Below are 12,408 nucleotides of genomic sequence, written 5' to 3' on the forward strand. Positions count from 1 at the left end.
ATCCTTTTACGTGGTTTTTCGCAAATTCTATTGTAAAAGGATGCTTTTATTTTGTAAAGATTTATTTCAAAATTTCCAGTAAAAATAGGAATTTATTGATTTCTACCTTATCTTAATCTAATCTTGTGAATCCAAGGGCTATCGCCCATTAAAATTTTTGAGATGCGAAACTTCTGATATCTACACACTACACTTCAAAATTAACATTTATTTCATGGGTTAATGAAATACTATCTTTTTTTACACTACATACTAGGGCCTTTATAATGACTCCTTCATTATAAGCCTTTACTAGTGCCTGGGAAAATTCTTTATCCATGTCCCAGTTAGGCATAAAAGTATTAGCATCCTGTCTCTGTATAACAAATATAACACCTGTATTTATTCCTTTTCTATTTGCATGTATTAATTCATTAATATGTTTTGTTCCCCTCTTTGTTGGGGCATCGGGAAACTTGGCAACACCATTTTCTACTAAAGTTACACACTTTGCCTCAATAAGTGTATTCCCATTTTTTCCTATAAGTCCAATGTCAATTCTACTGTTTCCATATGTAACCTCTTTTTTAACTATATCATAATTTCCCCAAAATTTTAAGTCCCTTTCTTTAAAACCTTGATAAAGAAGATAATTGGGTAACTTAGAATCTATGGAAACTAATATGTTATTATGATATACCATAAGAAGGTCATACTTAGTTTTTCTCTTTATATCGTCAACAAGTCTAACAAGTACTTTTACTCCCTTTACTAGTAACTCTTTCATTCTACCTGTATTGGGAACGTGACTAATTTCTATTTTACCATTGACTTCAATTTCAGCCACAAATCTATTAATCCTTTTTACAAAATAGGCTTCTAGTATATGTCCTTTTATGTCCATAAATTATCACTCCACAGATTAGATACCCAATTTATTAATAAATTATCAAATAATTTCTTCAGCTATTGCCTCATATGCTGCAACTACATCATCAAACTCCGATTGGTCCTCAATATTAACAAGTATTGGTTCTCCATTGTCATCTGATTCAATCCTTAGGATATATGCTTCTTCATCATTTTCATCTACTGGAAATAATACAGCATAGTCCCTATCGTCTACTTCAAATGTAGCCATAACTTCAAACTCCTGCTCTTTTCCATTTTCATCTATCAATAATATTATATCTTCATTTTTAGCCATAACTTACCACTCCTAATCGATTTTTTCTAAATAAGACTGCAATATATATGTTGCAGCCACTTTGTCTACAACCTGTTTTCTTTTTTTTCTACTCATATCGGCATCTATCAATGCCCTTTGGGCTGAAACTGTTGTCAACCTTTCATCTTGTAGATTAATTTCTAACTTAAAAGCTTCTTTTAACTGATCAACAAACTTTAATACTTTTTCTCCCTGGGGACCTATTGTGTTATTCATATTTTTCGGTAACCCCACTACTATAGTATTAACTTCATAACTATTTATTATCTCTTCTAATTGTTCTAAATCGTATTTTAATCCCTTACGTCTTATTGTAGTTATTCCTTGAGCTGTTAATCCTAAGGGATCACTGATAGCCACTCCTATTGTTTTATCTCCTACATCTAAACCCATAATTCTTTCCATAGTTACCTCCATTTAAATTACCTTTATACAAAATTCTGGACAACTTTTAGCACAATAACCACAAAAAACACATTTATCATATACTGGCTTGGCCTTATTGCCTAGTATTTGTATGCCTCCGTGGTTACAAACATCAACACATTGACCACAACCTATGCACCAATCAGCTATATGTAGTGATCTTTTTTTAGTTCCTATACGCTTTTTAATATTATCTGGTATTTTTCCTGTATTTATTAAACTTATATTACCATCTATTTCATCAAAGGATTGCATACCTATAGCTATGGAATGAATATATGGTATATCCCTTACAAAATTAAAGGCTTCTTCTACACTATTTATAAGGTGTCCTCCCCCTAAAGGTTTCATACCATATATCCCCTTGCCTTTATTATATGCTACTTTAATAGCCTCTAACATTTCATTTATATTTCCATCCTGTATTCCCAGTCCAGACTTATTTACTATTGGATGAATAATTTCAATTTCATTATATTTATTAGCAGCCTCTACTCCTTCTATTTTATGAGTAGATATTCCCAATGCTCTTATTATTCCCTTTTCCTTAGCTTTTAAAAAATATTCTATCGCTTCATAATGACCTTTTATTGTATGTTGACTTTCCTGTTCATGTAATAGAAATATATCTATATAATCAGTATCTAACTCTGTTAGCGCTTTCTCTAAACTTTTCTTTGCTGTTTCTTCTGAATAGGAATAGGATTTTGTAGCTATAACAAACTCTTTTCTTTTTATTTCCCTAAGAGCATGATTAATATGTATATAATTATTATAAAGTTCGGCGGTATCTATAAAGTTAATCCCTTTATCAAAGGCATACTTAATTAATTTGGCCCCGTCAATTGGGGATAAATTTGCTTGCAATGGACTTAAGGTCAAAGATCCAAAACATAACCTAGAGACTTCAATACCTGTATTTCCCATTATTTCAGTTTTCAATGTATCACATCCTTAGCTAAATGACTCTATTTCTATCACACATTATAACATATATTATGCTAGTTGTTATAAAAACATTTGCTATAGATGATAAAACAATTCCAGAGTCATTAACCAATAGTCCTACTAAACTCCCTAGCACACCACTTATTAATCCTATTGCTAAATATTTTTTTACCATTAATAACTTTTTAATTTTATCTTTAAATACAAATAATAATGTTGACATAGTTAAAATCAAAAAATATAAGGTATTAGACCACATAGATACCTTTATAAGTCTTATGTTCACTTTCATTTTTCTAATCATTATATTTATAATGTAAAAAATGCCTTTTTCTTTAATCATCAATATGGTTCTCCCTAAATGGGAAGGACTATTATTGTTTATATATATATCAACAACAACCATTAAATTTAAAATAATAAATACTATTGCTACTCCAAGTATTATTTTTTTTCCACTTATTTTAATATTTAAAGCTTTAATAGTAAATATCAATCCACAGAAGGTAATAGAAATGGTCCCACCAAGATTTGCCCCTAATCTGGGGCTTGCAACTATAACTACTGTTATGAATAATAATATTAATGAATATATAACTCTATTTAACTTATCTATAAGAATACCACATACTAAGGGCAATGTCCCCAATAATACACCTACAAGTTCATTTCCAATTCCAAAATATCTAGCTCCAATTATGGGATCATAACCCAATACAGAAAACTTTATCATATCCCCTGATAATATTATATCTAAAATTATTAATAACAAACTAATAGATAGAGTTAATAATAGTTGCTCTTTTATCTTTAAAATATGTAAAAGGACTAAATATCCAAAAAGGATTAATAAAGTATATATAATAAAGTAAAACTTGTTAGGTACCTCTAGTAACCCATTAACTAATAATATACTGGGCAAAGATAATATAACTAATAAAAACATTTTATAGTATTTTATCATTTTATTTTTATATAATTTCTTATTAACTAAAATTATAATACCTATTGTAATAAAAATCATAACTAGCATAGTATAACCTCTTAAAATTTTTCCCCTTAGATTTGAAACTATGTTAGTTCTGGCATTTAACTTTTTTATATATTGAAGATTATTAACTTTATCAACATCATAAATACTCCGTCCAACAAAATGTTTATCAGATGCTCTCAAATATCCAGTTATAGTAGGTCCAATATCCATATTGGAAACTAAGCCTTCCCGTCTTGTAGTACTAGATGTCAAAATCCCCCTATCTATTTTATCGCCGAAAATAATTAATGGGGACAATTTACTAACATCTATTTCACTACTGGGTCTATTGGGACTTACTATGAAAACCAATGAGTTACTTTTATCAATTTTTTTTATAAAATTCCCTATAAAATTATCAATATCATTAATTATTTTTTTACGATATTCTAGAAACTCTTTAGTTGTTAACCTCTTACTATATGTATGTAACCTATTTAAATCACCACTTTCAATAACTGAAAGTGACACCTTATTTTTATATTTTTCAATTTCAGAAAGTAACTTATTATAATTTGTTTTTAACTTATAAGGATAATTAAAATTATTTTCTAAAATATTATCGATTTCTCCATAATCTATAAATCCATTTTCATCCATTGCAATTAAGCAATTAGTTCTAACAATAAGGTCAGCAGTATCTGAATTACCAAATACTGCTGTTTTATATCCACTATCATGAAGATTTTTACCTAAAGCACCTATAAAAGAGGTGTAATCAGACTTATTATTTAATAGTATTAACTTGTTAAACTTTATATTTACTATATTTCCCTCTATATCATCCAAATTCTTATTATTAAGCTCAATAAACTTCATAGTATCATCATTTACCAGTGATTTATTTGAAGTGTTTATAGTAATATAACCATCTTTTTTATCATATCCTAGCACACCTCTAGTATTCATTAGTCCTATAGAACCCTTGTTTATAATTTTTTTTAGATTATTCATGTAATCTATATCCTTTAGACTAAGACCATTGGCAATTATCATATATACTTTTTTATCTTTTAAAGCATCACTAGCAAATCCTTTTGAACCTATAAAGGGAAATAATAACATAAATAGTATCATTACTATTATACTTCGTTTAACAAGTTTCAACTATACCTCTCCTATTCTTGTGTTTTTAAATAATTTTTTAGTAATTCTTCTAATAGCTCATCTCTTTCTAGCTTTCTAATCAAGCTTCTAGCATTATTATAGCTTGTTATATATGTAGGGTCCCCTGATAGTATATATCCTATCATTTGATTAATGGGGTTATACCCCTTTTCCTCTAAAGATTTGTAAACATTAAATATTATTTCCTTAGCCTCATTTACATTTTCTTTCTCCACTTTAAACTTCATAGTTTCATTTGAAACACCAGACATTAAAATACCCCCTATTATATTAAATATTAATTGATTGGGGGATTATAGCTCCCCCAACAACTTATTTTATTTGAGATTTAATCAAACCATCTACTTTTGAAAGTGCCTCTTCTATCTTTGATGGATCTTTACCTCCTGCTTGGGCCATATCTGGTCGGCCGCCGCCACCACCACCAGTTATCTTAGCCACTTCTCTTATTATATTTCCTGCATGGATACCTTTAGTAACTAAGTCCTTTGTTGCCATAGTTACAAAGTTTACTTTATTTCCGTTTTGGGTACCCAAAACAATTAATACAGAATCCATGGCATCCTTTAACTTATCACCCAACTGTCTTAATCCATTTACATCAATTCCATCAACTTTTTTTGATATAACATTTACACCCTCTACTACGTACTTCTCTTTTATTATATCATCTAATTTCGATGATGCTAATTTTGATTTTAATTTTTCTATATCTTTTTGTAGTTTTTTATTATCATCACTTAAAGATTTAACTTTATCAACCACATCTTTTTTATTAGACTTTAAGGTATCCGAAATATTCTCAATCTGCTTTTCCATATTTAACATATGCTTATATACTTCTCCTCCAGTTATAGCTTCGATTCTTCTAACCCCTGAAGCGATTCCAGACTCACTTACTATTTTAAATAAGCCAATATTACTTGAATTTGGTACATGGGTACCCCCACAAAGTTCCTTACTATAATCTCCTATTTTTACTACCCTTACATTATCTCCGTATTTTTCATCAAATAATGCAGTAGCACCTATTTTTTTAGCCTCATCTATATTTGTTTCTATAGTCTCAACTTTAAGTCCCAATAAAATCATATCATTTACTCTTTTTTCTACTTTTTTTATTTCATCCTTTGTTAGCCCTTCAAAATGAGTAAAGTCAAACCTTAATTTGTCGGGTAAGACAAGGGACCCTGCCTGATTAACATGTTCTCCTACTATCTCCTTTAAAGCTTTATGGATTAGATGGGTAGCTGAGTGATTTCTAGCAATAGCCATCCTTTTATTATCATTTACTATAGCATTAACTTTTTCCCCTATTTTAATACTACCTTCCAAGACCTTTATAAAGTGAAGTATTATATTATTACCGGTTTTCTTAGTATCAAGAACTTCTCCTTTGAAACTTTCATTATTTATCGTTCCAGTATCTCCAACTTGCCCTCCACTTTCACCATAAAATGGAGTCTTATCTAATATTACTATTCCCTCATCACCTTCATATATTTCATCTACTTTATTATCATTTTTGATTATAGTCAAAACTTTAGAGTTTACTTCTAATGTATTATATCCCCTAAACTCTACTTTTTCATTAATATGGATATCTAAAATACTATCCTTATTCCATGCACTATTATCTCCCTCTTGTCTTGCCCTTCTAGCCCTTTGCCTTTGCTTTTCCATTTCGTTATTAAATTCCTCTTCATTAACATCTAGCTGTTGCTCTTTTATTATCTCCTTAGTTAAATCAAGGGGAAAACCATAGGTGTCATAAAGTTTAAATGCCTTAACTCCCGATAAAACTTTACTGTCATTTTTTTTCATATCTTCAATATATTCATCTAATATATTAATACCTTGATCTATAGTTTCTTGGAATTTCTCCTCTTCTACCTTTATAACTTTCTTTATTTGTTTCTTTCGTTCTTCTATTTCAGGATACACTTCTTTCCACAGCTCTATTACTTTTTCAGATAATTTATTTAAAAAGTGTCCCTTTACCCCTAACAATTTACCATGCCTAGCTGCTCTTCTAATAAGTCTTCTAAGTACATATCCTCTACCTTCGTTGCTAGGTATTACTCCATCCGACACTAAAAATGTGGTAGCCCTAACATGGTCTGTTATTACCCTTATGGACATATCATCTTTATCATTATTTTTATATTCTTTACCGCTTATACTCTCAACTTCTTCTAATATAGATTTAATAGGTTCTATTTCAAATATATTTTCAGTCCCCTGTAGCACGGTAGCTATTCTTTCAAGTCCCATTCCTGTATCAATATTTGGTTTAGGAAGAGGAGAATAATTACCTTCCTTATCCTTATCATACTGGGAGAAAACTAAGTTCCAGACTTCTACATATCTCTCACAATCGTCACATCCCGGTAGACAATCTTCTTTTTCACATCCATATTTTTCTCCTCTATCAATATATATTTCAGAGCAAGGTCCACATGGTCCAACCTCTAGACCCCAGAAGTTGTCTTCTTTACCCAGTCTAACTATTCTATCCTTATTTATTTTTATATTATCTTTCCATATATTATATGCCTCATCATCATCTTTATATACGGTAACCCAAAGCTTATCCTCTGGTATATCTAGCCTTTCTGTCATAAACTCCCAAGCCCATGCTATAGCTTCTTCTTTAAAGTAATCTCCAAAGGAAAAATTTCCTAACATTTCAAAAAATGTACCGTGCCTTGAGGTTACACCTACATTTTCTATATCCCCTGTCCTAACACATTTTTGACATGTAGACATTCTATCCTTTGGTGGAGTCTCTGTACCAATAAAATATGGTTTTAAAGGGGCCATACCTGCATTTATTAATAATAAGCTTTTATCATTTGCAGGAACTAATGAATAACTTGGTGCCACTAGATGGTCTTTCTCCTTAAAAAAATCAAGAAATTCCTTTCTTATTTCATGTAATCCTAATTTCTTCATCTTAAATCACTCCTTATATATAAATAAATTAATTTTAAATACAAAAAACCCGCCCCAAAAGGTTAGGGACGAGTTTTACCGCGGTACCACCCTATTTACAAAATAGTCTCTCTTAAATATAACGGATTATCCGTGAATCTCTACTAACTTTTCAAGATTCAAGCTCGAGGACTGCTTCAATATACTCCTCTAAGTATCTTCCAGCCTAGGATACTCTCTCTGTAAGATTATATATATTTACTATTTCCCTTCATAGCGTTTAAGTTATTCAATTAATAATATATATATGGATTATATTTAAAATTTTATAACTTGTCAATATTCTATACCTTAGTTAATTTTTCAACAACAAAGGAAGTTATAATTCTTATTATAGCCGCCACTGGCACGGCTAATAGCATTCCTAATATACCTAGTACATTTCCTCCTATTATCAACGATATTATGACAATAACTGGATGCAATCCAACACTCTCTCCAACTATTTTAGGTGATAATATATTTGATTCTATTTGCTGTACCAGTATAAACAATAATATAACCCATATTCCCTTTATTGGATCATCCAATAAGGCAAAGGTTAATGCGGGAAATATACCTATTATAGGTCCAAAATAAGGTATTACATTTGCCATTCCAGCTATTAATCCTATTGTTAAAGCAAAGTCTACTCCTATAATCAAAAGACCAATAGCAGTATTTATTCCTACAAATGTAGCTACTATTAATTGTCCCCTTATAAACTTTCCTAACACTCCATCTATTTCCCTTGATATTCTTATGGTTTCATTTCTCATATTTTTAGGTATAGTTAATATAATTTTCTTTTTAAAGAAATCCTTATCTTTAAGAAAATAAAATGTTAGTACAGGTATTATTATAAAGCTAATTATCTTCGAGAACATATTTATAATAGATGACGTTATAGATTTAAATGACGAAACTAAATAGTTTTGTAATCTATCAAAATTTTCTCTTATTACTTCATTTATACTTTGGAACTCTTCTGGTAACTTATCTAGATTTTTAGAATAATCTTCGTATATATTTTTAAAGAAAACAGACATATCTTCAAAATAATCAGGTAACATCTTAATAAGATTTTGCAACTCACCAGCTACTTTAGGAAATATGGATACTGATATCAGTATTATTGCCACTATTAAAATAACATAAACCAATAAAACTCCCCATAGTCTTTTTAAACCTTTGTTTTCTAAAAAATTAATTAAAGGATTTAATAAATAAGCAAAAACGATAGATGTTATCACCGGTCCCATTATTTCACTCATTATGGAAGAGGCAAAGAATAAATAGTAAAAAGTGGCTAGTCCTAATAATGTTAATAAAAAATATGTAATATGTTTTTTAGTTATTCTAAACTTCTTTTCCTCATCTAAAAATTTATTCCCGATATTAACAAGAAAATAAATTAATAAACCAAGTAAACTCACTATAAATATAATTTTTAAGTATGATAATAAATTAATAAAATACTCCATTATTTACCCCCTTTCTCTTATTATAATGGTTGGGGGATTAAGAATCCCCCAACAACTAATAAATGAATTAATAATCCTTAATAAATGAATTAATAATCCCTAATAAATGGCTTGAGAATCCCAAATGGCTAATAAATAAATTGGAAATTCATCAATAATTAATAAATAGATTAGAGATTCATCAATAGCTAATAGATTGTAAATTTTTTAGTAATTAATCACGAATATATTAGTAATTTGTAAAATCTAGCATTGCTGCCTATTAAAATAAACCTATACCATCCACAACATTGTCTAACATTCTTCTACTGGTTTTCATAACCTTTCTTCGTTGTCTTGGACTCATTCTAGACGCAGCATACATTCCAGCTGTTATTCCAATTAAACTACCTGTTACTATTCCAGACATAAACCTACTTCTCATTATATTCACTCCTTTTTTGATGTCTATACTACTATTGTGTTTATTTTTTCCTATTCTAATTCTAGAAGTTTTTTGAAGTTTTCCTTATTTCTATCAAATTGACCCTTTATATTATCATCAATTATTAAGGCTTCATCTCCAAATTTTATTCCTTTAATATATGGAAGAACGTTTCTACCGTCTTTAATATCTTGAATTATCCCATCGGTTAACATAAATCCAAATATTTTTCCACTATCATGGTCAAACACTATATCTTGAATCCAACCTATGCTTTCACCGTTTTCTGTTAAAACCTGTTCTCCCATTATTTCTTGTTTGTTTTTGAGGAGTGTATCTATCTCTGGAATAGTATCTGCTTTAATAATTATATTTCTTGAACTCACCATAACAGCATCTATTCCTATTTTATCAATATTTTTATATTCAATTATTTTAGCTTCTTTAAAGAAGGAGCTCTCTTCAACTAAAAAAGCTAAAATCCTAAATTTGTTTTTTGAATAAATAACTTTCTTAATAGTAGCTATTTTACTGCCATCTAGTTTATTGATTACTGGAAGACCAACAACTTCACTTTCCCTTTTCACATTTAAAACTCTCCTTTTTGTTATAGTTGACAGTGGACAATTGAGAATTGACAGTTAAGGCGATTTTATTCACTTTGTTGATATGCTAAAATAAAACTATATATATATTATTATTTCACTTATTTTTATTAATATAAACTATTTTTTTATTATAGTTCCTCCACCGACTAAGATATCATTATCATAAAATACCACCGATTGTCCTGGAGTAACTGCTCTAACTGGTTTATCAAAAACAACTTCAACTTCATTATCATTTATAGGATATACAGTTGCAGGTTGTTCAGTAAAATTATACCTTATTTTCCCTTTAATTTTTATGGGTTCTGTGAGTTTTTCTATCGATATTAAGTTAATATCATTGGCTATTAATTTTTTTTGAAACACTTCATCATTATCTCCAACAACTACTATATTTTTCTTCGGATCTATATCTACAACATACACTGGCTTTCCTAAAGCTAGTCCTAATCCCTTTCTTTGCCCAATGGTATAATTAGTTATTCCCTTATGCTTCCCTACAATATTACCCTTTGTGTCTACAAAGTTACCAGGTCTAATGTCATAGGTTGCCTTTTCTTCTATAAACTTTCCGTAATTATTATCTTCAACAAAACAAATTTCTTGGCTATCAGGCTTATCAGCAACAATAAGATCTAGTTTTTTTGCAATATCCCTTACCTCTTCCTTAGTATCAAAGTTACTAAGGGGCATTAATGTATGTTTTAATTGCTCCTGTGTCATATTATACAGTGCATATGTCTGATCCTTACCTACTGTTTCAGATTTTTTAAGTAAATATCTACCATTTTTTTCATTATAGATTATTTTTGCATAGTGTCCAGTGGATACATAATAGGCGCCTAACATATTGGCCCTTCTTAATAATTCTTCAAACTTTATATATCTATTACATGCTATACATGGATTTGGTGTTCTACCTACTCCATATTCATCTATAAAATAATCTACAACTTTCTTTTTAAAGATATCTTTAAAATTCATTACATAATGGGGAATATCTAATTTATTAGCCACCATTCTAGCGTCATCAACAGCTGATAAAGAACAGCAACCGCCTTCCCGTTCTTTTCTATTTGGATCTTTTTCCTCCCAAATCTGCATTGTAACTCCAATTACATCATAACCTTGTTCCTTTAGTAGATAAGCAGCTACAGAACTATCCACTCCTCCGCTCATTCCAATTACAACTTTTCTTTTGTCCATATTTTCACCTCTAAACTTCTTTAATATATTTAATTTATCACTATTTTATTAGTTTTTCAATTAATAATTTTAGAGAATAGGAGTGTCTTTGGCACTTCCATGCTCTGTGCCGGAATTTTATAACACAATAATATACGTAGGGATTCAATATATTGAATCTTTTAAGTCTTCTTCTAGAAGACCTATTGTGCAAAATACTATACTTTTCAATAAGCTGTGGGATTACGAATCCCCCAGCAACTAAATTTTATTATCGTTCTATACTATATGCTTTAAAACTAGCCTGAATATATTTAGGCCCTACATAAAATATACATAGTTGATATGAATTTTTTATAAAAATCAACTTCCTTCCACAACAAAAGCTACTGTAAAACAGTAGCTTAAATAGCACCGGACAGGGCATGCCCTGTCCTTACACATAGGGAAGCCCAGCTTACCTATATTTTTTCTTCTTTCTTCTTTAATTTAAAGTAGCTTCGACTTCAGTCGAAGGTCACTTTATCTATTCTTTATTCTCTATTATTTATTCTTTGATTTTAAGTGGATTAATGTTCGTGAACATCTTCATTTGGATCAAAGTCTTCTAAGCCTTCAATCTCTATGTTATTCTTTTTAGCATAGTCATATAAAGCTGATTTAACTGCCTGTTCTGCAAGTACTGAACAGTGCATTTTTATTGCTGGTAATCCATCTAGAGCTTCTGCAACAGCTTTATTTGTAACTGCTAAAGCCTCATCAATAGTCTTGCCCTTTATCATCTCTGTTGCCATACTTGATGATGCTATAGCCGAACCACATCCAAATGTCTTAAATTTCACATCGGTAATAATATTATCATCTATTTTTAAATATATCTTCATTATATCTCCACATTTGGCATTACCTACTTGACCCACACCATCGGCATTTTCAATTTCTCCAACATTTCTTGGATTAGTAAAATGATCCATAACCTTTTCAGAATACAT

Annotated in this window: 12 protein-coding genes and 1 other annotated feature; all 12 genes read right to left on the reverse strand. The window is 29.8% G+C overall.

What is annotated here, in order from left to right; genetic code table 11:
- Window positions 1-187: 187 nt before the first annotated feature.
- Complete coding sequence (sfsA, locus tag V6137_RS06850; RefSeq protein ID WP_425447155.1) at window positions 188-883, reverse strand: DNA/RNA nuclease SfsA; 696 nt, start codon at window positions 881-883, stop codon at window positions 188-190.
- A 45-nt stretch (window positions 884-928) separates the two neighbouring features.
- On the reverse strand, window positions 929-1,186 hold the full coding sequence (locus V6137_RS06855) for a DUF1292 domain-containing protein (protein ID WP_425447156.1): 258 nt from the start codon (window positions 1,184-1,186) through the stop codon (window positions 929-931).
- A 12-nt stretch (window positions 1,187-1,198) separates the two neighbouring features.
- Window positions 1,199-1,612, reverse strand: a complete 414-nt coding sequence (gene ruvX / locus V6137_RS06860) for a Holliday junction resolvase RuvX (RefSeq protein WP_425447157.1) — start codon at window positions 1,610-1,612, stop codon at window positions 1,199-1,201.
- 12 nt (window positions 1,613-1,624) lie between these two features.
- A complete protein-coding gene (locus tag V6137_RS06865; RefSeq protein ID WP_425447158.1) occupies window positions 1,625-2,575 on the reverse strand; it encodes an aldo/keto reductase in 951 nt (316 codons plus the stop codon).
- Between the two features lie 16 nt (window positions 2,576-2,591).
- Entirely contained in the window at window positions 2,592-4,721 is a 2,130-nt protein-coding gene (locus V6137_RS06870; protein WP_425447159.1) for an alkaline phosphatase family protein, read from the reverse strand.
- An 11-nt stretch (window positions 4,722-4,732) separates the two neighbouring features.
- The gene (locus V6137_RS06875) at window positions 4,733-4,993 is read right to left on the reverse strand and encodes an IreB family regulatory phosphoprotein (RefSeq protein ID WP_425447160.1); all 261 of its coding nucleotides are present in this window, start codon (window positions 4,991-4,993) and stop codon (window positions 4,733-4,735) included.
- Window positions 4,994-5,054: 61 nt separating this feature from the next.
- Window positions 5,055-7,697 (reverse strand): alanine--tRNA ligase, encoded by a 2,643-nt coding sequence (alaS, locus tag V6137_RS06880; RefSeq protein WP_425447161.1) that lies wholly within the window; start codon window positions 7,695-7,697, stop codon window positions 5,055-5,057.
- A gap of 61 nt (window positions 7,698-7,758) precedes the next feature.
- Window positions 7,759-7,960 (reverse strand) — a binding site (T-box leader).
- Between the two features lie 60 nt (window positions 7,961-8,020).
- Complete coding sequence (locus V6137_RS06885; RefSeq protein ID WP_425447162.1) at window positions 8,021-9,199, reverse strand: AI-2E family transporter; 1,179 nt, start codon at window positions 9,197-9,199, stop codon at window positions 8,021-8,023.
- A gap of 262 nt (window positions 9,200-9,461) precedes the next feature.
- On the reverse strand, window positions 9,462-9,623 hold the full coding sequence (locus V6137_RS06890; RefSeq protein WP_425447163.1) for a hypothetical protein: 162 nt from the start codon (window positions 9,621-9,623) through the stop codon (window positions 9,462-9,464).
- A gap of 50 nt (window positions 9,624-9,673) precedes the next feature.
- Window positions 9,674-10,210: a PRC-barrel domain-containing protein gene (locus V6137_RS06895; protein WP_425447164.1), complete on the reverse strand. Its 537-nt coding sequence runs from the start codon at window positions 10,208-10,210 to the stop codon at window positions 9,674-9,676.
- A gap of 138 nt (window positions 10,211-10,348) precedes the next feature.
- A complete protein-coding gene (gene mnmA / locus V6137_RS06900; protein ID WP_425447165.1) occupies window positions 10,349-11,437 on the reverse strand; it encodes a tRNA 2-thiouridine(34) synthase MnmA in 1,089 nt (362 codons plus the stop codon).
- Window positions 11,438-11,985: 548 nt separating this feature from the next.
- Complete coding sequence (gene nifU, locus V6137_RS06905) at window positions 11,986-12,408, reverse strand: Fe-S cluster assembly scaffold protein NifU (protein ID WP_425447166.1); 423 nt, start codon at window positions 12,406-12,408, stop codon at window positions 11,986-11,988.

The organism is Dethiothermospora halolimnae (assembly GCF_037577855.1).
Lineage (GTDB): Bacteria > Bacillota > Clostridia > Tissierellales > VENL01 > Dethiothermospora > Dethiothermospora halolimnae.

Bases quoted from the DNA above. Each gene is read 5' to 3' on its own strand.
- sfsA (WP_425447155.1), bottom strand. From the start codon at position 883: ATGGACATAAAAGGACATATACTAGAAGCCTATTTTGTAAAAAGGATT.
- V6137_RS06855 (WP_425447156.1), bottom strand. From the start codon at position 1,186: ATGGCTAAAAATGAAGATATAATATTATTGATAGATGAAAATGGAAAA.
- ruvX (WP_425447157.1), bottom strand. From the start codon at position 1,612: ATGGAAAGAATTATGGGTTTAGATGTAGGAGATAAAACAATAGGAGTG.
- V6137_RS06875 (WP_425447160.1), bottom strand. From the start codon at position 4,993: ATGTCTGGTGTTTCAAATGAAACTATGAAGTTTAAAGTGGAGAAAGAA.
- alaS (WP_425447161.1), bottom strand. From the start codon at position 7,697: ATGAAGAAATTAGGATTACATGAAATAAGAAAGGAATTTCTTGATTTT.
- V6137_RS06885 (WP_425447162.1), bottom strand. From the start codon at position 9,199: ATGGAGTATTTTATTAATTTATTATCATACTTAAAAATTATATTTATA.
- V6137_RS06890 (WP_425447163.1), bottom strand. From the start codon at position 9,623: ATGAGAAGTAGGTTTATGTCTGGAATAGTAACAGGTAGTTTAATTGGA.
- mnmA (WP_425447165.1), bottom strand. From the start codon at position 11,437: ATGGACAAAAGAAAAGTTGTAATTGGAATGAGCGGAGGAGTGGATAGT.
- nifU (WP_425447166.1), bottom strand. From the start codon at position 12,408: ATGTATTCTGAAAAGGTTATGGATCATTTTACTAATCCAAGAAATGTT.